Below are 26616 nucleotides of genomic sequence, written 5' to 3'. Positions count from 1 at the left end.
CCTAATACATTTTTCATGATGGATAAACTTCATCAATCTGATGAAAAACTGTTAGAATGCAGTGTTTTATTATATTTTTTTAATTTGTTGCTTTGAGAGTTAATATGTCACTGGAAGCCCTGACCACAGAAGCGCTTGCTGCCATTGCAGCAGCTCAAGACCTTGTTGCACTTGATCAGGTGCGTGTGCAATTTACAGGGAAAAAAAGCCAGCTTGCAGAACAATCGAAAGCATTAGGGAAAATGGACCCTGAGGAACGCAAAGTACAAGGTGCTGCGATTCATGCTGTTCGAGAAACAATTAATACTGCTTTAACAGAACGTCAAGCGGTATTACAACAGGCAGCACTTGAGCAAAAACTAGCAAGTGAAACGATTGATATTACTTTGCCGGGCCGCGGTCAACGCGTTGGTACAGTTCACCCTGTCACTCAAGTACAAGAAAGAATTTGTCAGTTCTTCACTAAAGCTGGTTTTACAGTTGCGACTGGTCCAGAAGTTGAAGATGACTATCATAATTTTGAAGCATTAAATATTCCTAGTCACCATCCAGCGCGTGCTATGCACGATACTTTCTATTTTGATGCTACTCATTTACTGCGTACGCATACGTCTGGTGTACAGATTCGTACAATGGAAACAAGTGAGCCACCAATTCGTATTGTATGCCCTGGGCGTGTTTATCGTTGTGACTCGGATCAGACGCATTCGCCAATGTTCCATCAGATCGAAGGTTTGTATGTTGCTGAAAACACCAGCTTTGCTGAATTAAAAGGTTTATTAATTAACCTGCTGAATGAATTTTTCGAGAAAGATTTAAAGGTACGTTTCCGTCCATCATATTTCCCGTTTACTGAACCAAGCGCAGAAGTAGATATTATGGATGAACGCGGCCGTTGGTTAGAAGTTTTAGGCTGTGGCATGGTGCATCCAAATGTATTAAGTGCTGCGGGTATTGATCCTGATAAATACAAAGGCTTTGCTTTTGGTTTAGGGGTAGAGCGCTTTGCTATGTTGCGTTATGGCATTAATGACTTGCGTATGTTCTATCAAAATGATGTGCGTTTCTTACGCCAATTTGCCTAACAGTTTTTCAGGATTAAAAAAGGTTTATAAAGATGAAGATTAGCGAAAATTGGCTACGTACATGGGTTAATCCGGCAATTGATAGTGATACATTGTCTGATCAGTTGACGATGCTTGGTCTTGAAGTTGATGAATTGGCACCTGTGGCTAAACCATTTACGGGTGTAGTAATCGGTGAAGTGCTCACGGTTGAGCAGCATCCAGACGCAGATCGTTTGCGCGTTACAACTGTGAATATTGGTTCAGGTGAGCCACTACAAATTGTTTGTGGTGCACCAAATGTCCGTGCTGGAATGAAAGCACCTGTGGCAACCATTGGCGCGGTATTACCTGGTGATTTTAAAATCAAAAAAGGTAAACTTCGTGGTGTTGAGTCACAAGGAATGCTTTGTGGAGCTTCTGAGATTGATCTAGAAGATAAAATCGATGGTTTACTTGAATTACCAGCTGATGCTCCGGTAGGCGTAAATATCCGTGAATACTTAAAACTTGACGACAATGTCATTGATATCAGTATTACACCGAACCGTGGTGACTGTTTTAGTATTCGTGGTATTGCTCGTGAAATTGCAGTTATTAATAAGCTGCAAATGAATGAACCTGAAATCAAGTCAGTTGATGCCACCATTGCTGATGAGAAAAAAGTAGTTATCAGTACTGATGGAGCTCCACGTTATTTAGGGCGTGTAGTTAAGAATGTTAATGTAAAAGCTGCTACTCCTGAGTGGATGGAACAAGCTTTAGCGCGTTCAGGAATTCGTACTCATAGTATTTTGGTTGATGTGACTAACTATGTCTTAATGGAATTGGGTCAACCAATGCATGCATTCGATTTGTCTAAAATCGAAGGGACTGTACATGTTCGTCAAGCAACACAACAAGAAAAGTTACAACTCTTGAATGATCAAGAAGTTGAGTTGCAAGAAGATATAATGGTAATTGCTGATGACCAAAAAGCTTTGGCAATTGCTGGAATTATGGGTGGTTTAGCATCAAGTGTAACCGATGATACAACTGATATTTTCCTAGAAAGTGCTTTCTTTGCACCACTTGCGATTGCTGGGCGTGCTCGTCGTTTCGGTTTACATACCGATTCTTCGCAGCGTTATGAACGTGGGGTAGATTTTGAGTTACCTTTACTTGCCATGAATCGTGCTTCGCAGCTTATTCAACAGTTAGCAGGCGGCGAATTTGGTCCAATTACTGTAGCTGAAAAAGCGGAAATTTTACCAAAACGAGAAGCAATTGAACTAAAACAAGTTCAGGTTGACCAGTTGTTAGGATATCAAGTGGCGGGTGAGTTCATTGCAGATGCTTTAACTCGACTAGGGTGTAAGGTAACAGTTAAAGCTGAAGGTGAATGGAGTGTAGTGCCCCCCTCACATCGTTACGATATGGCTATTTATCAAGACTTAATTGAAGAAGTAGCGCGTATTGATGGTTATGACAATATCCAGATTAGCTTACCAAGCATGGATGTTAAATTTGCTAAATATCAAGATCGCTTTGAACTTGCTGAATTGCGTCAAACGATCGTGACTTTGGGTTATCAAGAAGCAATTAGCTTTAGCTTTGCTGATGCGAAACTTGAAAAGCAATTAAATCCTGAAGTTAAGCCATTGATGTTAGCAAATCCAATTTCAAGTGATTTGGCTGCAATGCGTAGTACTTTGCTTTCTAGTTTAATTCCTTGCGTACAATATAACCTCAACCGTCAGCAAAGTCGCGTGCGCTTTTTCGAATTCGGACTGCGTTTTGATTATCAAAATGCGAAGAACATTGAAGACTTACAACAGACTCCTACTCTGGCTCTAATTGCAGTAGGCTCGCAAGAACCAGAAACATGGCATTCTAAGCCTCAACCAATGGATTTCTTCGACTTCAAAGGAGAGGTTGAAGAGATTTTAGCTGCTGGTCGCGTCAAAGTTGAATATGTGCGTTCAGAGCGTGCATGGTTGCATCCAGGGCAGTCTGCTGAAATTTTAGTTGATGGACAATCAATTGGTTACTTAGGTCGTTTGCATCCATCTTTAGAAAATGAGCTAGATTTAAGCACAACTTGGGTTGCTGAACTCGATCAAACTGCTGTTTTGCAATCTTATGTATCTAATTTTACAGAATTATCACGTTTTCCTTCGATCAGACGTGATATTGCGCTTTTAATCTCTGATAATATAAATGTTAGAGATATTCAGCAGTTAATCGAACAAACTGGTGGAGAGCTTTTAGACTCTACATGGCTGTTCGATGTGTATACGGGGCAGGGTGTCGAAGAAGGTAAGCGCTCATTAGCGTTTGCACTATTATGGCAACATCCTTCACGTACGCTTGAAGATGCTGAAATTAAATCTGGTATGGACAATATAATCCAAGTGTTAGAAAACACTTATCAAGCGACATTGAGGGCCTCATGACAGCATTAACTAAAGCAGACATGGCTGATCATTTAAGTGAGTTAACCAGCTTAAATCGCCGTGAAGCAAAACAAATGGTCGAGTTGTTCTTCGATGAAATTAGCCAAGCACTTATTGCAGGAGAGCAGGTTAAGCTCTCTGGTTTTGGTAATTTCGAGTTAAGAGATAAACGCGAACGTCCAGGACGTAATCCTAAAACAGGTGAAGAAATTCCAATTTCGGCACGTAGGGTAGTGACCTTTAGAGCAGGTCAGAAGTTTAGACAACGCGTTGGAAATGAGCAGATCGATTGATCTGCTTTTTTTATTTATAGTTTTTATATTTTTCTAAAATTTAAGCGTAAAAAAAGAGGACAAAATGTCCTCTTTTTTTCTAATCTAAGTATAGATTAGTGTGCAGCAGAAGCAGCAGCAACGTCAGAAGCAGAAGCAGCAACGTCAGAAGCAGCAGCAGCAACGTCAGAAGCAGCAGCGTCAACAGCTACAGCAGCTTCAGAAGCAGCAGCAGTAGCTTCAGAAGCAGCAGCTACAGCTTCAGAAGCAGCAGCAGGAGCTTCTTCTTTCTTAGAACAACCAACGAAAGCTAAAGTAGCAGCTACAGCAGCAGCAACAGCAAATTTTTTGAATAACATGGCATCACTCTCACAAAAAAGATTTGAGATTAAAAAAACCTAAGTTGGACTGTTTTGCTTTTATTATTCCTAAAACGTAGCTAGGTAACAACGCATGGAGCAGTCTAACTGGTCTGCCGCTATGCTATCACTGCAAATGCTGAAATACTACTGTCGTCTATCAAAAAAACGTATGAAAAAGAGAAAAACAGTCTGTTTTTTAACAGAAAAAAACAATCAATCAGTCCGACTGTATTGGAAAAGGTAGAGATAAGCTACTAAAAAACTTAATTTTTTTAATTCAAAAATATTTATTATCAAAAGCTTATAAATAATTTTACATAAAAAGCTGCAAAATGTATCTTTGTGTAAAGTTTGTCAACCAAATAAAAAGCCACTCAAAAGAGTGGCTTTTTATGGAAGATTAATCGTTTAAGTTGAAGCTTTACGTTTCATTTGATCGAAGAAATCATCATTTGTTTTAGTTTCTTTCATACGGTCAAGTAAGAATTCCATTGCCGCCAACTCATCCATAGGATGGAGAAGCTTACGGAGGATCCAAACTTTACGTAAGTTATCATCATCCATTAAACGCTCTTCACGACGGGTGCCGGATTTCTTAATGTTCATGGCAGGGAAGACGCGTTTTTCAGCGATACGGCGATCAAGAGTAATCTCTTGGTTACCTGTACCTTTGAATTCTTCATAAATGACGTCATCCATTTTACTGCCTGTTTCAATCAAAGCAGTTGAGATGATCGTAAGAGATCCACCTTCTTCAATATTACGTGCAGCACCGAAGAAGCGTTTAGGGCGTTCTAATGCATGAGCATCCACACCACCAGTTAATACTTTTCCTGATGAAGGAATGACAGTGTTATATGCACGCGCTAAACGGGTAATCGAGTCAAGCAGAATCACAACGTCTTTTTTATGTTCAACAAGACGTTTTGCTTTTTCAATTACCATTTCTGCAACTTGCACGTGGCGAGCTGGAGCTTCATCGAATGTTGAAGCAATGACTTCACCGCGAACAGTACGTTCCATTTCAGTTACTTCTTCTGGACGCTCGTCAATTAATAGAACAATCAGGAATACTTCAGGATTGTTTCTAACAATAGATTGAGCAATATTTTGAAGTAACATTGTTTTACCCGCTTTTGGCGGTGCAACAATAATAGAACGTTGCCCTTTACCAATTGGCGCAACTAAATCAACAACACGAGCAGTTAAATCTTCTGTCGTACCATTACCTAGTTCCATAACCAATTGTTCAGTCGGGAAAAGTGGAGTTAAGTTTTCAAATAGAATTTTATTTCGAGAATTTTCTGGCGTGTCATAGTTAATCTGGTTAACTTTGAGCAACGCAAAATAACGCTCACCTTCTTTTGGAGGGCGAATAGTACCTGTGATGGTATCACCTGTACGCAAGTTAAAGCGTCGGATTTGTGAGGGACTCACATAAATATCATCCGGACCTGCTAAATACGAACCTGCGGCAGATCGCAAAAAACCAAAACCATCAGAGAGAATTTCAAGAACGCCATCACCAAAAATTTCTTCGCCATTCATCGCATGGCGTTTCAAAATGGCAAAGATAATATCTTGCTTTCGGTTACGAGCCATACCTTCCAGGCCCATAAATTCAGCAATTTTAATTAATTCACCAATTGGTTTTTTCTTGAGTTCAGTTAAATTCATAAGGGTCAGAATTAGGAAAGAGTAGAGTGTGGTTTAAAAAGAAGAAAAATCGCTCGCATACAAAAAAGATTATCGCAATTGTATTTACACAATAACAATTCAGAAGTCTGATTGATTGTTTCGAAGAAAAATGTGAAAAAACAATTTCTGTTGCCGAGTGGCGATCTTTATGTTTGTGTCTTGTAAGAAGCCGGACGAAGATGATTCCCTTCAGTGCCTCTTGAGCATGCAATATAAGCCAGCTTAGTTAATTTGTCAATTTATAGCCGAAAAAAATACGCTATAAAAAAGTATAGCGTATTTTCATTCTTAGCATTTTGACTTAAACATTTTCATCAATAAAGCTAACAAGTTTAGAGCGAGGTACAGCACCAATTTGTTGAGCTACAACCTCACCATTTTTGAAAAGTAATAAAGCAGGAATATTACGGATATTGTATTTCACCGCAATATCTTCGCAAGAAGTCACATCAACTTTAACAATTTTTACTTTACCAGCATATTCACTTGATAGGTCTTCAAGAACAGGTGCAATTGCTTTACACGGTGCACACCAACCTGCCCAGAAGTCAACAAGTACTGGTGTTTCAGCATCTAGAACATCTGCTTGGAAGTTATCATCAGTTGTATTTACAATAGTCGCAGACATGGTACGGCTCCAATTTTTAGAAAAAGTGCTATTACTACAGGAGAAAATTATCTCTATCAGTATTACATAGCTACTTAGTTCAATGTAAGGGTTTGATGCTATTATTCAAGGCTTCACTAAATTTGTCTAATGGATGCTCACGATATTCATCATCGACTTGTACAATCAACTCATAAATAGAAAAATATAAATGACAGTTAATTGTTGATGAAAATGACTTTTCAATTGCATTCGTGTGAATTACTCTAGGCGTGAATTGTTATGGGTTTAGTTCAATAATGTCTGACTTTCTGATTGATGAAGAATTACTTGCCGCCATAGATATGGGGTCGAACAGTTTTCACCTTGCAATTGCACGGGTAGATCATGGTGAAGTTAAAAAAGTTGCTTCGATGTCAGAAAAAGTACAGCTTGCAGCTGGTTTAGATGAGAATAAAAATTTAACAGAAGCTGCTCAGCAACGTGGTTTGGCATGTCTAGCACGTTTTGTCGGAAGATTGAGTTCGGTTCAACCTAATCGTTTACGAATTGTGGCTACAAATGCCTTGCGTCAGGCAAAAAATGGACATGAATTTATTCAAAAAGCTGCAGAAATTTTACCTAAACCTATTGAAATTATTGCAGGACGAGAAGAAGCCCGTCTGATCTATCTGGGCGTATCGCATACGATGGCCAATGGCGGGCGTCGCTTAGTCGTCGATATTGGTGGTGGTTCTACTGAATTCATTATCGGCGAAGAGTTTGAACCTATTTATACAGAATCATTACAAATGGGTTGTGTGGCCTATACAACAGCTTACTTTTCTGATGGGGAAATTACCCAGAAATCATTTGATAAAGCAGTAGTTGCTGCCCGTAAAGAACTTTCTGCTATTGCAACGACTTATAAAATGGAAGGATGGGATACTGTCGTTGGTTCGAGTGGAACGATTAAAGCCTGCCGCCAAATTATGGTGAATATGGGCTTAAGTGATGAACAAGAAAATGTCACTCGGGAAGGGCTATATAAACTTAAAGATAAACTGCTTAAGTTTAAAAATGTTTCTGAAATTGATTTTGAAGGGTTAAGAGAAGATCGACGAGCAGTTTTGCCAGCCGGATTGGCAATTTTGTACGCAGTTTTTGAAGTTCTAGAAATTGATCGTTTGGCATATTCAGATGGTGCTTTACGCGAAGGTGTTATGTATGACCTATTAGGTCGATTTAAACATGAAGATATCCGCGACCGCAGTGTCCAAGCCCTAATGGGCCGTTATAATGCCGATCCTAAACAAGCAGAACGTGTGGTCAAAACAGCACAACACCTATTTGATGGTGTGGCTAAATCCCTGAATTTAACGAGTGAAGACAGTGACTTACTGCGTCGATCAGCTTATTTGCATGAAATTGGTTTAGCAATTAGTCATGGTGGTTATCATCGCCATGGTGCTTATTTATTACAGCATTCTGATATTCCTGGTTTCTCACAAATTGATCAAAATCATCTTTCACATTTAGTTGCTCATCATCGTCGTAAATTGCGAAATGATGTAAAAAACGAAATTTTGAAGGCTGGTGGTCATAAATTACTTTACTTAAGTTTATTGCTTCGCCTAGCAGTTTTACTCAACCATAGTCGAAGTGATCAGATGCTTCCTGCCATTGAACTGACCATCATAAATGATCAACAATGGCAGCTTAGTGTTTCTGGTGATGCCAAACAATGGCCATTGTTAGTTGCCGACTTGCACGATGAGCAAGAGCAGTTTAAGCATTGGGACATTGAATTGAATATTCAGTCGGAAAAATTTATCGATTAAAGGGATAATATTCGACCTATGAAAAAATCTACTCAGTCCAAAGCTTGGACAACGGTTCAAATTGCACGTCATCCTGAACGTCCGCAGTTTCTAGATTATGTCGGTGAAATCTTTACAGAGTTTGACGCCTTGCATGGTGATCGTTTGTTTGGTGACGATGGTGCGATGGTAGGTGGTCTTGCTCGTTTTGACGGTCAACCTGTGATGGTCATTGGACAACACCGTGGTCGTAGTACCCGTGAAAAATTAAAGCATAACTTTGGTATGGCTAACCCTGAAGGTTACCGTAAATCTCAACGCCTATTAGATATGGCTGAGCGTTTTAACCTTCCGGTTTTCACATTTATTGATACGATGGGTGCTTACCCTGGTGTTGGTGCTGAAGAGCGTGGACAAGCCGAAGCAATTGCAACGAGTCTAGCTCAACTTTCAAGTTTGAAAGTTCCTGTTGTTGCAACAGTACTCGGTGAAGGTGGTTCTGGTGGCGCTTTAGGTATTGGCGTTGCTGACCGAGTAATTATGTTATCGCATAGTATCTATTCTGTGATTTCACCAGAAGGTTGTGCATCTATTTTATGGAAAACTGCTGAAAAAGCGGCTCAAGCAAGCGAAGCTTTAGGTTTGACTGCTGATAAATTACAATCTTTAGGTATTGTTGAATATGTAGTAGATGAAGGCGAAGGGGCACATTTAGACCCTGAGCAAGTTATGCAAAACCTAAAAGTAGTTTTGAAGCAAGCTTTGGATGAGTTGCTACCAATGGATGCAAATGAACGATGCGAAGAACGTTATCAACGTTTAATGAAGTTTGGCAGCGCAAACTTAGGCATAATGTCTTAAGGCAAGCTCAACAGTTTTCGGAAAGTAGTTCTTTTCTTATTGGATGTAGTGGTGGCATGGATTCTATGCTGCTGCTACATTTGATGTCTCAAATTTTCCCTCAAAAGATCCGAGCAATCTATATCGATCATCAACTGCAATCACAAAGTGCAGAATGGGGCAAACTCGTTGCTGAACAAGCCACTCGCTTAGATATTTCTTATATTATTCAGAAAGTTCAGGTTACCGACGGTAATCTGGAAGCCCAAGCACGTCAGGCGCGTTATCAAGCTTATCGACAGCATTTACAAGCAAACGAAATTTTAGTGCTTGCTCATCATCAGCAAGATCAGGCTGAAACGGTAATACTACGTTTATTGTCAGGTGCGGGCGTTGATGGATTAGCTGCTATGCAGTCTATTGATTATCGTGTGGATATGACGATTTGGCGTCCTTTTTTAGACTTATCTCGTGAGCAAATTGCTGATTGGACTACTCAACTTGAAATTGAGTATGTAAATGACCCGACAAATTACGATATTCATTATGATAGGGCGTGGTCACGTGAGGAGCTTTGGCCTTTTCTACAAAATCGCTTTCCTAAAATGCAGCAAGCCCTGAGCCGAACAAGTTATCTCATGCAAGATGCTTCTGAAATTTTAGAAGAAGTTTTGAAAGTCGATTTACAGTATTGTGGTAGCGCTGAGTGTTTAGACTTAACTAAAATTTTAGATTTATCAGCTGCTCGTCAACGTCAATTACTTTCAGTTTGGATGAAAGGTGATGGACAATATCGACCTGCATTTGAAATGGTTGAGCGCTTAAAAAATGAAGTGATTGATTCAAAGTTGGATGCACAAGCAGCATTACACTGGAACCACTTTTACTATGTCCGTTATCAACATCATCTTTATAAATTGAATAAGCAGACTTTTCTTGCTGAAACATTAAGTCCAGTTGAAGCTAAATCAGAGCATCATTTCCAAATGGGGGAAATAGTGCATTACGCTTCAGGAAATTTTCAGATTACACAGAAAAATATCGGGTTGGCTCCATCTTTATTAAATAAAAAATTGACAATAATTCGACGTCAAGGTGGGGAAAAAGTCCATTTATATGGTCGTGTTGGGCAATGGCCATTAAAAAAAGCAATTCAAGAAGCACATATTTTGCCTTGGCTTCGTCATACAATTCAAATATTAGTCATAGATAATGTTATGCTTGGGGTTTTTACACCGAAAGGATTTTGGTTGGCTCAGTCTCCGTATTGTGAGCAAGGAGGATGGCAACCAGATTTAATTTCTCATTCTTGTAATCTGGTAAATGGCGAATATAGTTATGGCAAGTGCAGTAAATAGTAATATCTGTTTTATTGGTGGCGGTAATATGGCCCAAGCTTTAATTGGCGGGCTGATTTCAAGAGGTTTACCACCGACACGTATTACCGTTTCAGATCCTGTTGAGCAGATCCGTCAATTATTACAAGAGAAAGAAGTCCACGTAACACAAGATAACGTGGTTGCAATTCAAAATGCTGATGTTGTTGTGCTGGCGGTAAAACCACAAGTTTTGGCGAATGTTTTACGTCCGTTGAAAGGTCTGTTATCAGATAAATTGGTCATTTCAATTATTGCTGGTGCTGAAATTCAAACGATATCAAATTTAATTGATAGTGATCGAATTGTGCGAGTTATGCCAAATACACCAGCTCTGGTTCAAACAGGCGCACATGGTATCTATGCAAATGATGTAGTAGGTGCTTCGGATCGTGAATTAACAAGTCAGATTTTGGCAGCCACAGGCTTAACAATTTGGGTAAACTCCGAAGCTCAAATTGATGCGGTAACAGCAGTTTCTGGCTCAGGTCCTGCATATTTTTTCTATCTCATGGAAAGCATGATCCGTGCGGGTAAAAATTTAGGATTGGATGAAAAAGTTGCGACCGCGTTGACTCTACAAACGGCGTTAGGTGCAGCTCAAATGGCAATTACCAGTTCAAACACTCCATCTGAACTTCGTAAGAATGTGACATCGCCAAATGGTACAACACAAGCTGCACTTGAAGTTTTTGACCGTGCACAAATCTCCCAAAATATTCAATCTGCATTGGCTGCTGCACAGAAGCGTAGCCAAGAATTGGCTCAAGAATTGAGTGACAGTGCGAAATAGCTTAAATAGGATAAGACAACTATGGGTGCAAATTCTGCGCTAATTTTTGGAATTTTAATTAATGTCGCGATTTTATTGGTCTTTTTCCGTTTTTTAATGCAATTGGCGGCAGTAAGTCCTTATAATCCTGTGGTTTTATCGACCGTAAAGGCGACTAAAATTGTTGATATTTTTGGCCGAATTTTTCCGACGGTCGCAAAAGGCCGATTTAATTTGGCTGCGTTGGCTCTCTTAATTATTTTATATTTACTGAAAATTTTCGGTGTAATGTATCTTTCTGGTTCTATGCCAAATAGTCCGGTTCATTTAGTGATTCTGACTTTTGTGACAATGATTCAGGACTTGATTCGTTTCTGCCGTTATTTAATTTTTGCAACAATCATTTTGAGTTGGGTGGTTATGTTTACTCAATCGCGTTCGCCTTATATTGAGGTGATTCAAGATTTGGCTGAACCATTACTCGCGCCATTCCGTCGTTTATTGCCTAATATGGGAATGATTGACTTATCTCCAATTTTAGCATTTTTGGCACTCTATATTGCCGAGATCTTAATGAATGAAGTCGCAAAAGTTCTATTAACAGGACTTTAAGCTGACTCAATAAAAAAGGGCTGTATTTCACAGCCCTTTTTTATTTCTGTTAATTAATGGGCATCATCCCAGTTTAGTCCCTGTCCTACTTCAACAAGTAAAGGCACAGAAATTTTTACTACTGACTCCATAACATTTGCAATTTGCTTAGAAAGTTCATCAGCAATGTTTTGATCTGCTTCAAAAACTAATTCATCGTGCACTTGAAGAAGTAATTTTGCCTGATCTTTTGGCAGCATTTTATCGACTTCAATCATTGCAAGTTTAATGATATCAGCTGCACTACCTTGCAAAGGTGCATTAATCGCAGCCCGTTCAGCAGCTTTACGTACCATCACATTTCGTGCATCAATATCCGGAGTATAAAGACGACGGCCTAAAATAGTTTCAACAAATCCTTGCTCTGATGCAACTTGACGCGTGCGTTGCATATATTCATAAATGCCAGGATAACGTTGGAAATATTGCTTGATATAGTTTTGCGATTCTTGACGTGTGAAGCCTAATTGGCGAATCAAGCCAAACTCAGACATACCATAAAGTAGACCAAAGTTGACTGCCTTGGCTTGACGACGCTGATCATTGGTTACATCTTCAATTGCAATACCCAACACTTCTGCTGCAGTACGGCGGTGAACGTCTTGTCCGTGCTGGAACGCATGTACTAAAGCATCATCTTGAGAAAAATGTGCCATTAAACGTAGTTCAATTTGCGAGTAATCGGCAGCCAATAAAACTCGGCCTTCTGGTGCAATGAATGCTTTACGAATTTGACGGCCAATTTGTCTACGAATTGGGATGTTTTGTAAGTTAGGATCGGAAGAGGAGAGGCGACCTGTCGCTGTGAGTGCCTGATGATAGCTCGTATGTACACGGTGCGTGTCATTATGAGATTGTTCAACCAGACGGTCCGTATAGGTACTCTTTAGTTTTGCCAAACCGCGATGCTCTAGAATAATTTCCGCTAAAGGATGTTCAATTTTTTCTAAAACACTTTCACTGGTGCTGTATTGCCCAGTTGCAGTTTTTTTGCCGCCTTTGATTCCTAATTTATCAAATAGAATTTCGCCTACTTGTTTAGGTGACGCAATATTAAAAGTTTCATCTGCAATTTCCATGGCCTGATTTTCAAGACCTTCCATCGTTTTTGCAAATTCAACGCTTAGTTTATCTAGGAATGCATGATCTAGACGAATACCATTTTCTTCCATGCCTGACAGAATTCGGGCAACTGGCATTTCGATGTTATATAAAATATTTTCTAGCTCAGGAAATGGCTTAAGTTTATTTGAAAGTACTTCATACAAACGATAGGTCACATGTGCATCTTCTGCTGCATAGTGGGCAGCTACTTCAATCTCAATTTGATTAAAAGTTTTCTGCTTTGCACCCTTGCCAGCAATTTGCTCAAAAGTGGTGGTTAAGTGGCTTAGATAGACGCGAGCAACATCATCCATTCCATGTCGAGTAGCTGCTGCATTCAGTACATAAGATGCCAGCATGCTATCGAAATACCAGCCTTTAAGTTCTATACCATGATTGGCAAAAATATGGGCATCATATTTAAGGTGATGTCCGATTTTTTTAACCGCTTCATTTTCTAGTACAGGTTTAATTTGAGCCAGAATTTGTTCACGGTTCAGTTGCTCAGGAGCATTTTCATAGTTATGCGCTAAAGGCACATAATATGCATCTTCTGCGTCAAATGCGATTGAAAAACCGACCATTTCGGCAATACGATAATCAAGGCTTGTAGTTTCTGTATCAATGGCAAAATGATCAGCATTTTGCATGCGTTGCAAGAGTTGATCCCATGCTTCTTGAGTTAAAACAGTATGATAATTTGCAGTTCCAAGCTGATCATCTTGGCTGGTTAAGCTAGCTTGATCTTCAGTTTCTATAGATTCAGCAGGTTTAACTTCATTTTGAACAACAGTCTGCGAAGCTTGTTGTTTATAAGTAGAACTGTTTGGGTTGTTTGGATGATCAAGTGACTGTAACTGATTTCTAAACTCAAGCTCAGTATAAAGATTACGTAGAGCTTCTACGTTTGGATCAGTAAGCTTTAACTCATGCCAGTCGAGTTCTAAAGGAAGATCACAAACAATACTGGCTAACTGGTGATCAAGTTTAATATTGTCTAAATTATCTTTAATATTTTGGCTAATCTTACCTTTAAGTTGATCTGCATTGGCAATGATATTGTCTAAAGTGCCATATTCAGTCAGTAACTTAGCTGCTGTTTTTGCACCCACGCCCGGCACACCCATAATGCCGTCAGACGCATCACCCATTAGCGTTAAATAGTCGATAATCTGATTTGGCCAAACACCAAATTTTTCAAATACACCGTCAGTGTCGAGTACACGATCTTTAAAACTATCTTCGAGTTTTACATGATCATTGACGAGCTGAGCCATATCTTTATCTCCGGTCGAGATAAGCACATGATGGCCTTCGAGTACGGCACGTTTAGCAAGTGTACCGATAATGTCATCTGCCTCTGCACCAGGAAGACTATATAAAGGAATTCCTTGAGCTTTAATCAATGCATGCAAATATGGAATCTGTTGAGACAACTCTTCAGGCATGGTTGGGCGATCACCTTTATAGATTGGTGAAAGCTTATGACGGAAAGTTGGTTCTGGGGTGTCAAAAATTACGGCCATATGCGTCGGTTGCATACGACGCATAAGTTTTTGAATCGCAGAAATTGCTCCACGTATTGCATTGGTATGTAACCCTGTAGAGGTCGTCAATGGTGGTAATGCATGATATGCACGAAATAAAAAATAGGACCCATCAACCAAGACAAATGGTGGCATTGAACAATTCCTTAATTTGAATTACGGCTATTTTACGTGAAAATGGCTATGAATGCAGGTTTATGATTTTTGCAGTATTTTGTATGTATAAATATACGCTTGTATTGGCTTGAAGTAAGATGACATGTAATGAAGGTGTCATATTGCTAAGCCCATGTATAAAAAAGACAAACAGGGAATGATCATCGTTTTGATCGCTTTGACTTTGTTTTTAGCCATTTCAATTGGTTTTAAATTTCAGAGTGCTGTTGCTGCTTTATCTATTGCACTCGTGGTAGTACTGGTTCAGTTATTATCAAATCTGCATCAGCGTCTAACTCATTTAGAACAACAGTTTTCTCAGCAGAAAAAACCACTTTATTCTATTCATACGCAAACAATAGTAATTTATGCGGCCGCCTTGGTTGCATTAGTTGCTTATATGAATCACTGGATGTGGATTGCTGGTGGGGCATTCCTAGTTTTATTGCTATGTTTGGTCCAAACGATTAGTGCGTTTCATACTCGACTATTATATCTCGAGTCAGTAAAACAAACTGTTCATGTAAACGAAACTCTACAAACAGAAATTATAACTCCAGCGTTAGAGCAAGTTGATTCCAATAATACAGACATGTTAATTCCTGTTGAAACATCAGTTTTAAATCAAGAAGAACAACCAGCTCAGGTACAGAGTACATGGTGGCAACCAGCAGTCGACTGGATGGTCCATGGTAATCCAATTTTAAGAGTTGCTGTTGCTGTACTCATGGTTGGGGTGGTGTTGTTATTGCGTTTCGCAAGTGAGCACTGGCAACTTAGTTTAGGTGTGAAACTTGGTTTTATTGCAATTGCCGGAGGCGTATTAACGGCATTTGGATATAGCTTGCAAAAGAAAAATCAGCTTTTTGCTGTAGCATTGCAGGGGGTAGGACTAGCTGTTGTATTCCTAACACTTGTGTTCTCGCATCATTTTGGTGTAATTGCCAATTTAATGACAGCGAGTATTCTATTTACGATTTTATTAGCGATCACCGTATTCTTAAGTTTAAAACAAAAGGCAATTTATTTAGCAATTTTAGCACTTGGTATGGCTTACGCAGCACCATTGGTTATTCCGCAGTATCGTCCCGATGTGGTTTTCTTATTTAGCTATTACTTGGTCATTAATCTTGCTGTTGCTGCGGTTAACTTTATACAGCCTTGGAAAATCTTAAATCAGATTGCTTTCTTTGCCACAATGTTTATTGGTGGTAGTGCGATAGGTTTTTATGCAGAACCTGCAAAATTTGACACATTAGACTGGATTTTATGGCTACATATAGCATTGTTTATTTGGCTCAGTGTGCGTTATAGCCAAAATATCTCTCGGGTTTCAGCACACGAAAAACAAGAAGGGATTCGTTTACCTCCGCTCTTAGATGTGGGTCTTATTTTTAGTGTGCCTGTATTAGGTTTTACACTTCACGCTTACTTGGTACATGAGTCTACACAAGCATTGACGATTGGTGCTGCTGTTTTGGCTGGTACCTATGCAGTATTAACTTTCTGGATCAAAAAGACCCATCCTCAACTTTCGGTACTTGCAAAAAGCTTTTTCATTCTCGCCGTTGCATTTTTTGCCTTAATCTTTCCACTCGCGAAAGGGGCGCATTGGACCGCGATTGGTTGGGTTGCTCAAGGTACGGCCCTCATTGTGTGGGGAGTAACTGAGCGCTACCGTTTAAGCCGATATATTGGTGTAATTTTAGTTTTACTCAGTTCAGTTGCATTGTTTTATCAATTTTGGGCGAATGCAGAGTTCCCGACTCTAAGCACAAGCATTTATGCAATGGCTCAATTTATTTCTGCCTTCTATTTGTTGCAATACAACAGTAAAGAGCAACACTATTTTAGTGCCAGCATGTTTAGCGGTATTTTCTTGTGTTTAGGGATGTATGCAGGTGCTATAGCGGGTATAGAAATTTTGACATGGAAACATCACGGCTTAAGTCCATATTTGATGATTGCGATACTCTTATTATCAATATTTAGTGTAGTTGTTCACTACAAACTAAGGGTCCAATGGCAGAGTCTACAGTTAAGTTTAATTAGCCTGTTATTGTTGTTAATTTTGGGTGAGGCTTTTACCAGTCAAGTATTCAGCATGTTTAAATGGCCGAGCATATTGCAGCAGGGTACTTTCCTCATTGCGGCAATGCTCCTCAGTGCTTTATTCATAACGGCTCAACCACAATCAGGTCAGTTTGGATATTTAAAATTATGGGCTGGTTTAAGCTGGTTAGCATTAGCCGTGACTGGACTGGCGATCTTTCCTCAAATGCCAATTGTTGCTTTGGCTTTTGTACCTGTGGTTTATTCGTTTTGGGCGTATAAAACTCATAAAACTACATTGTTACATCAAATTCCGGTGTGGTGTCTAAGCTTGGTCTGGTTGCTTGTAGTCAGTGTTGATATGCATTCTGCCCAGTATCTTTATTTTATTCCTTTGATTAACTTAACTGACTTTCTCTCAATTGTGGTATTTGCAGGTCTACTCTTTATTATTTATCAACATACTTTTGATCAAGATAAATCATTGGAGTGGACTTTTAAGATTACAACAATTCTAGTGGGGTTATTAGTATTCAGTAGTGTGGTGGTCAGAGGTTTGCACCATTACTGGGCAACGCCACTCTGGAGTGCTGCAATTTGGACAAATGGCGTAGTGCAGTTAAGTTTGACATTGCTCTGGGTAATCTTGGCATTCATTTTAACCACCTTCTCAAGTCGCAAAATGATTCGTCAATTGTGGTTTGTCGGCGCTGCACTTTTAGGAATAGTCGTATTAAAGTTAATTTTGCTTGATCTATCGCAAAGTGCGACATTAACTCGGGTCATTTCGTTTATTGCAGCAGGTGGGGTAATGTTGATTATTGCTTATCTTGCGCCATTACCGCCGTCATTTGCTATACAAAAAAATGAAGAGCCTAAGCTTTAGGCTCTTGTTTTAATTCTCTTTGATTACTGTATTGATCGATATCATCTTCAGCAAAAATACTAGATGGTCGATCAATCAGTCCCATTTTAGGAACAGGAATTTCGATTTGGTTATTTAAAAATCCATTTCGAATTCGTTCTTGCATCTCATCCCGAACTTTTAAAGAGTTTTCTTGTCTACACCACATTGCAAATAAAAGCTCAATCGATGACTCTCTAAACGCGGTAACTGTAACTGCAGGTTTTGGGTCATCTAACACAAGCGGATAATGGGCTGCCACATCAAGCAGAACCTCGCGGACTTTAATAATGTCTTCATGAAAGTTGATTGCGAGTGTAATTGGAATGCGCCGTATTGGGTATTTAGATAAGTTATGTACGGGTGCACGAATAAGTTGTTCATTCGGCAAACGGATATAGACATTGTCTAATGTAAGTAGCTTAACCGAAAGCAAATCAATCGAGATCACTTCACCTTCAATTGTATTGCCACGAATGAGCGTAATCTGGATCGTATCACCGACTTCAAATGAACCTTCACCAATCAAAAATAAACCACTAATCAAGTTACTGGCTGATGTTTGCGATGCGAAACCGAGCGCTACGGTTAAAATACCTGCTGCACCAAGGAATACACTAAGTTTGAATCCTGCTTCTTTTAAACTCGTCATAATGAAGAGTAAGAAAATAAAATAAAAAATACCGCGGCGCCACACCAGACGTTGATGAGCATTAAAACGTGAACCAACGGTTCTAATAAATGTATTTGAAATAATACGGGCAAGAACAAAACCAATAAAACACAGCACAACACCGACTAAAATTTCACTAATACGTTCGGTATTAATATTGGTAAATATGCTTGTGAGGCTATCAGCGATATCCTTAGGAATACTTGTATCAGCCATATAAACCTCTTAAAAGAATGAATCAAACATATTGAATAATGCTCCACCAGGTGAACGTGGTGGATGAACATAGGTCACCTCACCAGCAAGTGGTGGCGTACGATTTTCAATACGAATGCGTGCGGGACGATCAGAGCCTTCATAATAAACTTTAATTTGAGAAGTCCATAAACGCCCCGTACTTTCACTATAAAAAAGAGGCAGGGCGGTAACTGGTACATTCATGCGGTCAAAACGCAATTGATGGTTACTGGTATTGTGAAAATCAATCGGTGTAACCGCACGAAAAGCACGTGGCGTTAACAGGTTCAAATCGGTACGCCCATCTACTGAAGTGGCATAACAAATTTCGCCTTGCTGGGCATTTGGACCAAACCATGTATCTTTGGGCTGAATTAGAGGAATTTCAAACAAAGGCTCATGCTGACTTTCAACCAACCCGGCAATCCATAAGGGCGTACTAATATAAAGAGTTCCGCGTTGTCCCGCTGGAATGTAGATAGGGTCAACAGGTTTAATGACCACAGAGCGGTCTGCTAGACGTGGCATCAGTAGGAATTCTGGATTAGTTTTCCGAAACATGTAGCGTTCTACTTGAACCGTATGCGGAAAGGCAAAATTCGGATCTGCGATTGGGTGCCAATCTTGCTCATTATCATCTTGAAGAGATGGGCGATAATATTCGATGCGCCATTCTTTTATACCGCGCGTTAGACGAAAAAGCATTGAACCAAATTGCCATGCTTTAGACTGGTTAATTTCAAAGTGCTGTTCACCCCACCATTTTAAAGAATTCTGGGGGCGAGGCTGATATTCATTATTTTCAAACAAGACGTAAAATTCCTCTACCGAGTTGTTAAACAGACTTCACGCTGTAATCTGCTTAGAGTACACTCAAAATCATCTTACTCATCATTATAAATTGTGATGCAAATATTGAAACAAATACAAGTTCCATATAGTTTTGCCAAGCGTCATGGTGTTTTATTTCGTTATGACGGTGATCAAGTATTTATTATTAGACGTCAAAATACTGAAAAAATTGCATTGCAGGAAGCAAGACGAATTTTAGGTAAGCCAGCTCATTACCAATTATGTACTGAACAAGAATTTAATACACTCTTAAGTACCAGTTATGCAGGTGATACAGGGGAGTCACAACAAGTTGCAGCAGGTTTAGAAGACCATCCAGATTTATTAAGCTTGGCCGATCAGGTTCCTGAAACAGAAGACCTGATGGACCAAGAAGATGATGCTCCAATTGTTCGTCTTATTAATGCGCTACTTTCAGAAGCAATTCGGGTGGGCGCTTCTGATATTCACATTGAAGCTTTTGAAAAGAAATTATCTGTGCGATTGCGTGTAGATGGTCAATTACGTGAAGTTGTACAGCCACGCCGTGAGTTGGCACCGTTGCTTGTTTCACGTATTAAAGTCATGGCAAAGCTCGATATTGCAGAAAAGCGGGTACCGCAAGATGGGCGTATTTCTTTACGTCTTGCCGGACGAGAAGTAGATGTCCGTGTTTCGACTTTACCTTCATCACATGGTGAAAGAGTTGTAATGCGTTTGCTTGATAAACAAGCGGGTCGTCTTAATATGATCCATTTGGGTCTAATGGCAAATGACTATGAGCGTTTAACTCAATTAGTACATCGCCCCCATGGCATTATTTTAGTAACTGGTCCTACCGGCTCGGGGAAAACGACGACCTTGTATGCAGCCTTATCTGATCTAAACGATAATACGCGCAACATTTTGACAGCGGAAGATCCGATTGAATATCAACTTGAAGGCATTGGTCAAACACAAGTTAATACTAAAGTGGATATGACGTTTGCTCGTGCTTTAAAAGCAATGTTACGTCAAGATCCAGATGTGGTCATGGTGGGTGAGATTCGTGACCTCGAAACTGCTGAAATTGCAGTACAAGCATCATTAACGGGTCATTTAGTGTTGTCTACACTACATACCAATACCGCTATTGGTGCGGTCACTCGACTTAAAGATATGGGGATTGAACCATTCTTATTATCTAGTTCTTTAATTGGTGTTGTTGCTCAACGTTTGGTTCGTACCTTATGCCCACATTGCATGGCATGGCGTGAAGCTGATACTTTTGAAAGACAGGTTTTTCAACATGTCCATAGTGAACCTGTGTTGAAGTTACCTGAAGCTAAAGGGTGTGATCACTGTTCTCACTTGGGCTTCAATGGGCGTACGGCTATTTATGAAATCGTACCTGTTGATGAACCTATGCGCCGTCTGATTCACGGTAATGCAGCTGAATTTGAATTAGAAAATCATGCTCGTCAGTATTCGGGTTCTATTCGTGATGATGGTTTACGCAAAGTACTTACAGGTAAAACTACACTTGAAGAAGTGCTTCGAGTAACCAATGAAGCAAGTGAAGTATAATTTGTAACACGTAATAAAAATGCCCGATAAGATTCGGGCATTTTTAAAACTTAAAAAATTACTCAGTTACAATATTAAAAGTTACATCAATATTGTTGCGAGTTGCATTTGAATATGGGCATACAATATGAGCTGCTGCAACTAACTTTTCAGCCTCTTCACGATCCATGCCAACCAAGTAAACATTTAAAGTTACTTCAATACTAAAACCTGTAGGAATTGGACCAATACCTACTTCGCCTTCAACATAAGCATCTTTGGGAATATTAAATTTATCGCGGTTCGCAACAAATTTTAAAGCTCCTAAAAAGCACGCTGAATAACCAGCTGCAAATAATTGCTCAGGATTTGTTACAGCACCGCCGGCACCACCCATTTCTTTAGGTACACCAAGTTGTACATCTAATACACCGTCAGATGAGGTTGCACGGCCATCACGACCACCGGTTGCTTTAGCTTTTGCACGATAAACAACTTTTTCTAATGACATCGTTTTTATTCCTAAAATAAATTGAATACAAATATATCGTACACGACTTAATTATTTTGACAAGTATATTTTTTGAAAAAATTGCTGTTTATTTGACTAGGTTTGTACGGAGTTTAGTAAGTTGATCTTTTAGGCCTAGTAGCGTTGTCATATCACATGAGCTTGCGTCTAATACTTCGGCTGGAATATCCATTGCTCGATCTTTTAATTTTTTTCCTTCATCGCTTAGCGTAATAATAACTTGGCGTTCATCTTGTGTTGAGCGAGTACGGTGAAGAAAGTGTAGGGCTTCTAATTTTTTCAAAATGGGGGTGAGGGTAGATGATTCTAAAAATAGCTTTGCGCCAATTTCTGAAACAGTCACTTCATCCTGTTCCCATAAAACTAACATCACTAAATATTGAGGATAAGTAATACCCAAAGGTACTAGAAGTTTTCTGTAGAGCTGATTAAGAGCTAAATTTGTTGAATAGACGAGGAAACATAGTTGATTCTCAAGCTTTAAGTTTTGACAGTCTTGGTCCATATCTTCCTCAAAGAAACTAATATTGCTTTTGTAGTATATCGCGTTCTATTCAGTTTCTTAAATGTTCATAAGAATAGGTTATGAATAAAATAAATTAAAAGATATAAAAAATGGAATAATTGAATCAATTATTCCATAAGATAAAAAATATTTTAGATAAAACTGGCTACCATAGATCTGCGATTTTTTTCATTAAACGCGCGCGATATTTAGCAGTAGGATTATTCGCATTACGTTGTTGCTCTTGTTCATAAAAATCTTGCCAAGCAGTGATCATTTCAAGTGTTGTTCCTTGTTTTTTAATCATAGAAACATCTGCAGGTTGAATATTTTCTAAACGTTGTCTCGCACCTTCTGCGCCCGTTCCCCATCCAATTATTCTCTGACCAAATGCAGGCAAAGGAATATTTTTAGGAGTAGAGGGGAGAATATCTGAGTTGAGCTGTGCAGTTGGTGAAACGAAATGATTCGTTGTACCGAACTCTGCATAACAATGAATATTTGCCCCCAAGCAAAAAAAGCTAAATAAGTATTTCCACATGAATAATTAAACTTTTAATAGTGAATCAATTTACGGTGTGTCATTAGAGGCATTGAAGAGCGGACAAGTTCTTGTGCAGTTAAATCAAAGGGTACAGTAATTAATCCATTCCCTTCATTTTCAATCATACTTAAAATTTGACCACGACTATCTGTTGCCCCAGAGTGTCCCCAGGTTTGTCGTTTTTCACCATGCCAGCCTTGTTGTGCTGCACCTAAAACATAACATTGGCTATCCATTGCCCGAGCCTGTAGCAAAAGCTGCCAGTGCATTTGTCCAGTTGTGTAGGTAAATGCAGCAGGGGCAGTAAGAATATGAGCGCCTTGTTGTCTTAGCGTTAGAGCAAGCTCTGGAAAACGTAAGTCATAACATACCATTAAGCCAATATTGCCAAAAGGAGTAGATGTGACTACTACGTCTGTTCCTGGTTCAAAGAAACGAGACTCTTGATAACCACCGACAGCATCACCAACTTGTACATCAAATAAATGGATCTTGTCATAACGTGCTTCTGTACGTTCAGGACTGATACAGAGGCTAACAGTTCGGACACGCCCATCTTGAATGATGGATCCATCTGGACGAAAAGGGCATGGTAAAGTACCGGCTATAATCCAGATTTGATATTGATGAGCTAGTTTCTCAAGCCTTTGCTGAATAGATTCAAATTGCTCAGCAGTTTCACGTTGTTTTCCAGCGGCAAAACATACAAAGTTTTCGGGGAAAACAATCAAACTGGCATTTTGCGCCTTGCTTTGTTGAATCAAAGACTCAATGACTTGAAAGTTATTTTCAATATCATCTTGAGAGTTCATTTGAGCAACAGAAACAAGGGTCATATTCTAATCCGGCTTAATGGTGAAAATCAGGCATTTTGCTTGTCAGAAACCTGTTCAAGCGTATCTTGTTCTTTCTGTAACTGCTTCACAAGTGGCTCAAACATATTCTGATTATTTGCATTGAGTTTCATCAATGTCTTATGTGCATCCAGAACAGTTCTTAGCATTGCATTATGAGTGATTTGTTCATCTGTTAACGTTAACGTACAAACATTAGGATCACCACAATAATTCAAAATAACAAAAACCTGCCCTAGCCCCATACTGTTGGCTAAGGTTGTGATATCTGGATTGGTAGATAGCATCACAGCTTGAATATGATGAGTCTGTTTAAGCTTTAAACCTAGCTTAGCTAGGATGCCTAATACAGTACTATCAATAAATGTTGTTTGGGTTAAATCAACGATTGCACCTACAACATTCTCTTGCTGTTCAATTCTGTTTAAAAGTTTGTCTAGACTTATACAAGAATGGGCTCGCACTTCACCAATAAGTTTGAAAATATGCGTTCCATTTAAACTTGCATATTCAACATGACCTGTTGACATATAAATGCCATTTTCAGAGAAGGATAGAAAAATTATCACATAGTGCCATCCCAGACTCAAGAGTCCTTAGGTCGTATATTATGTAATTAATTGATTCGTAAATTAATTCATTCGACAAAGACTGAAGATGGCAATATCGTCGGCCACGTGATCGGGTGCTTGAAATGATTGATTTTGCAAATGATGGACCAATTGTTGGAATTGATCATTCAAACCACCATCAAAGGGTTCAAGAGCTCCATCTGAGCAAACAATGAAGCGTGCGTGGCGATTTAATGTACAAACATGCTCTTCAACTTCGAGTTCATCGGTTAAACCTAATGGGAAACTACTTGTTGTGAGAATCTTCGGTGCTTGATTGGGCTCAAAAATGATAGGAGGGGGGTAATGTCCAGCACTTGACCAGCGAAGAGTATGAGTTTCAAGATTTAAAATACCCACCACAATCGTAATGTGCTTTTCAATATTTTCTTGAACTAACATCCCGTTTAATTTTTTAATTAATTGTCTCGGTGTTTTAGATCGACCATGAAAAGCTGCCATCCATGATGTTAATAAACTACTGGTTACACCATGACCTGAAACATCAGCAAGGTAGAATAAAACTTCCTTATCATTTAGCTTCCAATAATCATACCAATCACCGGAAAGATAAGCCGAAGGCTGAAAGAAAGTTTCGACTTCATAATTTAATAAATCAATTGGATTGGGTAATAACCGTTTTTGTAGTTCAGCAGCTGAAGGTAAATCACGACTATCTTGATTTCGCTTATATTGGGCATCGATTCTTGATAATGCTTTGTTTAAATCGTTAGGTAGTTGATTCCATACCCAACCTGCAAGAGCACCTGCTTCCCATGCATGAGCTAAAGCACTACCTTCATTTTCAAAAGCAATTACAATAGTGGGTAAATTCCACTTATAAGTTAGAAAATCTTGTACATCTGCAATTGCAATGATGGTTGGATCATATAAGTCTAAATCATCTATGTTAATGACTTGTAAGCCTGGTAGTTTATCCAAAGCTTGCTCTAAATAAGGAATAGAGCGTGTCGGTTTAATAAAATACATAGAAGATATGGTAGTCCTTTTATATGATCACTTTATTCATCATAGAGTATGTATGACCAAAATCAAGGTATTGCCGAACTCTCAATTCAAGCAATACCTTTATTTCATCTTTTAAGGGTTTTGATTCTCATCAGGTGTATCTTCTGAATCATCATCAATGAAAGATACATCCGCTGAGTCGCCCTTTTTCTCTGCAATCTGGAATGCTTTACGTTGGAGATATAAGTCTCGAATCATAGCGTATTGATCACCTTGTAAGGTTTGATCTAAGTCTAGATATTGAGCACGAGTATCAACAGCTTGTAATAGATTACTTGACCAATAAAGCCCATCTTGGTCATCCATAACATATTTTTGTGGACGAGCTTGAGCATCTACTGCTAAACCAAAACCATCACGTAAGGTACTTGGTCCAAAGAAAGGTAACATAAGGAATGGTCCCGAAGGCACACCATAGTAGCCTAGAGTTACACCAAAATTCTCTTCCTCAGTCGGTAAACCTAAGCGGCTGGCTGGGTCAGCTAAACCAAGAGTAGTTAAGGTATTAATTGTAAATCGACCTAAAGTTTTTGCTGCGCGACCAGGACGGCCTTGAATAAGCTGATTAACGGCATTCCAAGGTTCACCAAGATTTTTACGGAACTGGCGATAAGAACCACGTACATCTTCTGGGGTCTTTTCTCTATATTGAACAGCAACAGGACGCAAAAAATTGCGGTCTAACATATCATTAAAAGAATAAATTGGACGGTTCAACGACTGCAAAGGATCTTTTACAGGATCTGGTTGCGCTGCATTCGCATTAATTTTTAAATCCTTAACTTTAATATTTTTTAAATCTTTAATAATTTGTGAACGGGGATGATTCGACCCTGTTTCTTCTAATGAACTAGCATTAGCAGATTCACTTACCGTGTTTTCTTGAGCATATATAGAGGTACAAACACCTACAGATAACACGCTGAGTAAAATTAAATTAGAATAATTCATATAATTCCTTAACCGCCAGCCAGGCTAATACTTAAGTGCAGTTGGATGGAGATATGCTTTAATACAAAATTGATAACCTATTATCAATGTAAAATTGATCAAATAATATAGATAAAATGCTAAAAAGGCTAAAAAACAAGCATACGATAATGTTTGTTTAAAAAAGGGGTTGCAAAGGGATTGGGATGGTCTATAATGCACATCCATCGGCGGTGATGCAGATAGAAACTTGTTGAAAAACAGTTACTTGGAATTGAGTTGATTACTTTAAGTGATGAATTTGATGAGAAGTTGGTTTAGAGATTAAGTTTTAAAAATATCGAAATTACCTGTTGACTTTTAAGAGATTAAGAGTAATATAGCCGACCTAGCTTGCTGGTGACGAACCAGGAAGAAGATCATTAAGAGAATTGAAGAACAACTTGTGTGGATTTTTACTGATTGATTAATCGAAATATTATCATTGATTGATTGGTTTAAATTACTCGAAGTTTATTTGAGCGAAATTTAAGTCAGAAAATTAATGAGCCAGAATTGGCACCTTGTCTTTAATAAGGTGCAAAATGATTTTTAACTGAAGAGTTTGATCATGGCTCAGATTGAACGCTGGCGGCAGGCTTAACACATGCAAGTCGAGCGGGGTGATGGTGCTTGCACTATCACTT

General features: G+C 39.1%; 24 protein-coding genes and 1 rRNA gene. 12 read left to right on the top strand and 13 right to left on the bottom strand.

Annotation, left to right across the window (positions count from 1 at the left end; all coding sequences use genetic code 11):
- Positions 1-104: 104 nt before the first annotated feature.
- The 3 genes from pheS to ACINWC141_RS09750 are packed head-to-tail and all read left to right on the top strand — an operon-like array spanning position 105 to position 3792.
- Positions 105-1085 (top strand): phenylalanine--tRNA ligase subunit alpha, encoded by a 981-nt coding sequence (gene pheS, locus ACINWC141_RS09760; RefSeq protein ID WP_009390854.1) that lies wholly within the window; start codon positions 105-107, stop codon positions 1083-1085.
- A gap of 32 nt (positions 1086-1117) precedes the next feature.
- Positions 1118-3499 carry a phenylalanine--tRNA ligase subunit beta gene (pheT, locus tag ACINWC141_RS09755; RefSeq protein ID WP_009390758.1) on the top strand — a complete coding sequence of 794 codons (2382 nt, stop codon included), beginning with the start codon at positions 1118-1120 and terminating at the stop codon, positions 3497-3499.
- Positions 3496-3792, top strand: coding sequence for an integration host factor subunit alpha (locus ACINWC141_RS09750; protein WP_000126166.1), 297 nt, complete (start codon positions 3496-3498; stop codon positions 3790-3792). Before pheT ends, ACINWC141_RS09750 begins: the two co-directional genes overlap by 4 nt.
- Positions 3793-3887: 95 nt before the next feature.
- Here ACINWC141_RS09750 and ACINWC141_RS09745 read toward each other — a convergent pair whose 3' ends face one another.
- A complete protein-coding gene (locus ACINWC141_RS09745; protein WP_005302445.1) occupies positions 3888-4130 on the bottom strand; it encodes a hypothetical protein in 243 nt (80 codons plus the stop codon).
- A 94-nt stretch (positions 4131-4224) separates the two neighbouring features.
- On the opposite strand from ACINWC141_RS09745, the gene ACINWC141_RS19565 reads away from it, so the two are divergent.
- A complete protein-coding gene (locus ACINWC141_RS19565) occupies positions 4225-4377 on the top strand; it encodes a hypothetical protein (protein ID WP_081400098.1) in 153 nt (50 codons plus the stop codon).
- Between the two features lie 164 nt (positions 4378-4541).
- On the opposite strand, the gene rho is transcribed toward ACINWC141_RS19565, so the two are convergent.
- Positions 4542-5810 (bottom strand): transcription termination factor Rho, encoded by a 1269-nt coding sequence (gene rho, locus ACINWC141_RS09740; protein ID WP_004794523.1) that lies wholly within the window; start codon positions 5808-5810, stop codon positions 4542-4544.
- 322 nt (positions 5811-6132) lie between these two features.
- On the bottom strand, positions 6133-6459 hold the full coding sequence (trxA, locus tag ACINWC141_RS09735; protein WP_003655060.1) for a thioredoxin: 327 nt from the start codon (positions 6457-6459) through the stop codon (positions 6133-6135).
- Positions 6460-6737: 278 nt separating this feature from the next.
- On the opposite strand from trxA, the gene ppx reads away from it, so the two are divergent.
- Genes ppx through ACINWC141_RS09710 form a run of 5 tightly spaced genes read left to right on the top strand, consistent with a single transcriptional unit; the run spans position 6738 to position 11837 of the window.
- The gene (ppx, locus tag ACINWC141_RS09730) at positions 6738-8258 is read left to right on the top strand and encodes an exopolyphosphatase (RefSeq protein WP_009390850.1); all 1521 of its coding nucleotides are present in this window, start codon (positions 6738-6740) and stop codon (positions 8256-8258) included.
- An 18-nt stretch (positions 8259-8276) separates the two neighbouring features.
- Positions 8277-9098, top strand: coding sequence for an acetyl-CoA carboxylase carboxyltransferase subunit alpha (locus ACINWC141_RS09725; protein ID WP_004794519.1), 822 nt, complete (start codon positions 8277-8279; stop codon positions 9096-9098).
- Complete coding sequence (gene tilS / locus ACINWC141_RS09720; protein ID WP_081400097.1) at positions 9035-10435, top strand: tRNA lysidine(34) synthetase TilS; 1401 nt, start codon at positions 9035-9037, stop codon at positions 10433-10435. Before ACINWC141_RS09725 ends, tilS begins: the two co-directional genes overlap by 64 nt.
- Positions 10410-11246 carry a pyrroline-5-carboxylate reductase gene (gene proC / locus ACINWC141_RS09715; protein ID WP_155757891.1) on the top strand — a complete coding sequence of 279 codons (837 nt, stop codon included), beginning with the start codon at positions 10410-10412 and terminating at the stop codon, positions 11244-11246. The genes tilS and proC overlap by 26 nt, the downstream gene beginning before the upstream one ends.
- Positions 11247-11267: 21 nt before the next feature.
- On the top strand, positions 11268-11837 hold the full coding sequence (locus tag ACINWC141_RS09710; RefSeq protein ID WP_009390679.1) for a YggT family protein: 570 nt from the start codon (positions 11268-11270) through the stop codon (positions 11835-11837).
- A gap of 53 nt (positions 11838-11890) precedes the next feature.
- On the opposite strand, the gene polA is transcribed toward ACINWC141_RS09710, so the two are convergent.
- Positions 11891-14662 (bottom strand): DNA polymerase I, encoded by a 2772-nt coding sequence (gene polA / locus ACINWC141_RS09705; RefSeq protein ID WP_009390845.1) that lies wholly within the window; start codon positions 14660-14662, stop codon positions 11891-11893.
- A 154-nt stretch (positions 14663-14816) separates the two neighbouring features.
- On the opposite strand from polA, the gene ACINWC141_RS09700 reads away from it, so the two are divergent.
- The gene (locus tag ACINWC141_RS09700) at positions 14817-17621 is read left to right on the top strand and encodes a DUF2339 domain-containing protein (protein ID WP_009390780.1); all 2805 of its coding nucleotides are present in this window, start codon (positions 14817-14819) and stop codon (positions 17619-17621) included.
- On the opposite strand, the gene ACINWC141_RS09695 is transcribed toward ACINWC141_RS09700, so the two are convergent.
- Positions 17611-18528, bottom strand: a complete 918-nt coding sequence (locus ACINWC141_RS09695) for a mechanosensitive ion channel family protein (protein ID WP_009390876.1) — start codon at positions 18526-18528, stop codon at positions 17611-17613. The two genes, ACINWC141_RS09700 and ACINWC141_RS09695, sit on opposite strands and share 11 nt — an antisense overlap.
- A 9-nt stretch (positions 18529-18537) precedes the next feature.
- Positions 18538-19359 (bottom strand): DUF432 domain-containing protein, encoded by an 822-nt coding sequence (locus tag ACINWC141_RS09690; RefSeq protein ID WP_009390731.1) that lies wholly within the window; start codon positions 19357-19359, stop codon positions 18538-18540.
- Between the two features lie 96 nt (positions 19360-19455).
- Between ACINWC141_RS09690 and gspE the strand changes: the two genes are divergently transcribed.
- On the top strand, positions 19456-20946 hold the full coding sequence (gene gspE, locus ACINWC141_RS09685; protein ID WP_009390852.1) for a type II secretion system ATPase GspE: 1491 nt from the start codon (positions 19456-19458) through the stop codon (positions 20944-20946).
- Positions 20947-21004: 58 nt separating this feature from the next.
- Here gspE and ACINWC141_RS09680 read toward each other — a convergent pair whose 3' ends face one another.
- The 7 genes from ACINWC141_RS09680 to ACINWC141_RS09650 form a co-directional block, all read right to left on the bottom strand.
- A complete protein-coding gene (locus ACINWC141_RS09680) occupies positions 21005-21436 on the bottom strand; it encodes an organic hydroperoxide resistance protein (RefSeq protein ID WP_009390777.1) in 432 nt (143 codons plus the stop codon).
- A gap of 88 nt (positions 21437-21524) precedes the next feature.
- Positions 21525-21962, bottom strand: coding sequence for a MarR family winged helix-turn-helix transcriptional regulator (locus ACINWC141_RS09675; RefSeq protein WP_009390801.1), 438 nt, complete (start codon positions 21960-21962; stop codon positions 21525-21527).
- Positions 21963-22128: 166 nt separating this feature from the next.
- Positions 22129-22503, bottom strand: coding sequence for a DUF4951 domain-containing protein (locus tag ACINWC141_RS09670; protein ID WP_009390722.1), 375 nt, complete (start codon positions 22501-22503; stop codon positions 22129-22131).
- A 14-nt stretch (positions 22504-22517) separates the two neighbouring features.
- Entirely contained in the window at positions 22518-23342 is an 825-nt protein-coding gene (locus tag ACINWC141_RS09665) for a carbon-nitrogen hydrolase family protein (RefSeq protein WP_009390794.1), read from the bottom strand.
- A 26-nt stretch (positions 23343-23368) separates the two neighbouring features.
- Entirely contained in the window at positions 23369-23890 is a 522-nt protein-coding gene (gene gigB, locus ACINWC141_RS09660; RefSeq protein WP_002117273.1) for an anti-anti-sigma factor GigB, read from the bottom strand.
- A 102-nt stretch (positions 23891-23992) separates the two neighbouring features.
- The gene (gigA, locus tag ACINWC141_RS09655) at positions 23993-24961 is read right to left on the bottom strand and encodes an RsbU family protein phosphatase GigA (RefSeq protein WP_009390851.1); all 969 of its coding nucleotides are present in this window, start codon (positions 24959-24961) and stop codon (positions 23993-23995) included.
- A 111-nt stretch (positions 24962-25072) separates the two neighbouring features.
- Positions 25073-25951: an MlaA family lipoprotein gene (locus tag ACINWC141_RS09650; protein WP_009390771.1), complete on the bottom strand. Its 879-nt coding sequence runs from the start codon at positions 25949-25951 to the stop codon at positions 25073-25075.
- Between the two features lie 571 nt (positions 25952-26522).
- On the opposite strand from ACINWC141_RS09650, the gene ACINWC141_RS09645 reads away from it, so the two are divergent.
- A 16S ribosomal RNA gene (locus ACINWC141_RS09645) occupies positions 26523-26616 on the top strand; the annotation flags it as partial.

This window comes from Acinetobacter sp. WC-141, assembly GCF_000313935.1.
GTDB lineage: Bacteria > Pseudomonadota > Gammaproteobacteria > Pseudomonadales > Moraxellaceae > Acinetobacter.
This window is presented reverse-complemented; position numbering and strand designations above follow the sequence as displayed.